Below are 1576 nucleotides of genomic sequence, written 5' to 3'. Positions count from 1 at the left end.
CATTGATCCAGTCTCACCGAGGCCACTCTCCGCCGTCTCGCCATACTGCGGCTTGTACCCAGTCAGTGGGACGCCGCAAGGCCGCAACAGAACCGACCTTGATCATCCTGGCCCGCGTATTGAGTACGTAAACGCCGGCTTCACGCGCATTACCGGCTACGAGCCCGAGGAGGCGCTGGGTCAAACACCAAAGATCCTGCAAGGCCCGCGAACCGACCGCGCCACGCTCGATAGACTGCGTGTCGCTCTGTCGCGCGGCGAAAGTTTCTTCGGGACAGCCGTCAATTACCGAAAGGACGGGACAGAGTACGTCAATGAATGGTTGATCAACCCATCCCGCGATGCCGACGGGCGTATCTTGCGCTGGGTGTCGGCGCAGCGCGACGTGAGTGACAGGGTACGCGCCGAGACCAGTCAGCAGATCCTGTTCGGTGAACTCAACCATCGCGTCATGAACAACCTGGCTGCGGTGCAGGCGCTTGCCACACGTCTTGGTCGAAGCAGCGGTTCCGTGGACGAGTTCCAGGCCGCCCTGCAGGAGCGGTTGTTTGCCCTGGCGCAGGCACAAAAGGCCGTTGTTGCCGCTCATGGGCAAAGCATCCCTTTGCACTCTCTGGCGCAGGCGCAGCTGGCGCCTTTCGGGATTGGCAGCCCAGGGCGCGTGGAGGCCAGTGGGCCGCAGATCCACCTTCGAGCAGGTGCGGCCGTGGTGCTTGGCCTGGCGCTGCACGAACTCGGGCTCAACGCGCTCAGACACGGCGCTCTTTCCGCACCTCGCGGCCGCGTCGGGCTGAACTGGTCCGTGGTGCCCGGCTCTGTTGGTGATGAGCTCTGTGTTGACTGGCGTGAGGCCCGAGGAGCGGTCGTCAGACCGCCAACACATCGCGGCTTTGGTCTGCGCCTCATCGAGGAGGTCTTGGTGCGGCAGCTGCAAGGACGTGTGCGCATGGTTTTCGCTGTGTCAGGGGTGCGCTGTCTGATTGGCGCACCGCTCGCCGCCGTCCTGGAGCGGCGTGTCTAACTGCGGGGCTGTGCACGAAGAACACAGGGGCAGCTTCTGGTGCTGACCTCCTCAGCCGCCCGACGGCAGATAATCTTTCTTAGACCGTTCGGCCAGCGCTGAACCCGCCCAGCCATGCGTGGCGTAGCTCCGGCAGCGTGCAGGAGAAGGGGCAATCACCAGCACAGGCGGCATCACTACGCCCTGCCCACCAGCCATCAACGGCGGCCAGAGCCATAGCCTCAAGCAAGTTGACCTGAGCTTGGCTGTGGAGAGAGAACCCTGATCTTCCCCTGTTTGGGTGGACACGGGTTACGGCCTACGCGGCCGCGGCGAGTTGTTCCATTTCAGCTGGGGCTTTGTAGCCGATCGCTGAGTGGAGACGCTGTCGGTTGTAGAAGCCTTCGATGAAGGCGAAGAGGGCTGATCGTGCGGCCTGTCGGGTGTCGAAGGTCCCGTCCTCCATCAGTTCGGTCTTGAGGCTGCCGAAGAAGCTTTCCATGGGAGCGTTGTCCCAGCAATCGCCTTTCCGGCTCATCGAGCAGCGCATGCCGTGCTTGGCCAGCAGGCGGCGGT

Annotated in this window: 2 protein-coding genes; one reads left to right on the top strand and one right to left on the bottom strand. The window is 63.3% G+C overall.

Features of this window, described 5'->3' with window-relative positions; translation table 11 throughout:
* The coding region (locus BO39_RS29400) for an HWE histidine kinase domain-containing protein (protein WP_156964195.1) at window positions 1-1021 on the top strand (1021 nt) is incomplete at its 5' end.
* 298 nt (window positions 1022-1319) lie between these two features.
* On the opposite strand, the gene BO39_RS29395 is transcribed toward BO39_RS29400, so the two are convergent.
* On the bottom strand, window positions 1320-1576 hold a 257-nt coding region (locus tag BO39_RS29395), incomplete at its 5' end, for an integrase core domain-containing protein (protein WP_043840432.1).

The organism is Roseomonas aerilata DSM 19363 (assembly GCF_000711725.1).
Lineage (GTDB): Bacteria > Pseudomonadota > Alphaproteobacteria > Acetobacterales > Acetobacteraceae > Roseomonas > Roseomonas aerilata.
This window is presented reverse-complemented; position numbering and strand designations above follow the sequence as displayed.